Below are 214 nucleotides of genomic sequence, written 5' to 3'. Positions count from 1 at the left end.
GACAATCCGCATATCCGAGTGAATGAGCTGGCATTGGTGACAGCGGAAGAGCAGGCACAGATCGTTCAGGTGTGGGGAGATACGGCGGCAGCCTATCCGCAGAATCAGACGCTAAGCAGTCTGTTTGAGCAGCAGGCAGCGAATACACCGGAGCAAGTGGCAGTACTGTGTGGTGCAGAGTCGTTGACCTACGCGGAGCTGAACGAACGGGCTA

The 214-nt window shown here is 56.5% G+C and carries 1 protein-coding gene; it reads left to right on the top strand.

Annotated features, from left to right (window positions below):
• Positions 1-214, top strand: a 214-nt coding sequence (locus HFE01_RS26895; RefSeq protein WP_167442938.1) for a hypothetical protein, incomplete at both ends; no start/stop codon positions are given.

This window comes from Paenibacillus sp. EKM10P (assembly GCF_011800655.1).
GTDB lineage: Bacteria > Bacillota > Bacilli > Paenibacillales > Paenibacillaceae > Paenibacillus > Paenibacillus polymyxa.
The sequence above is the reverse complement of the archived record's forward strand: the minus strand, read 5'-3'. Positions and strand labels throughout refer to the sequence as shown.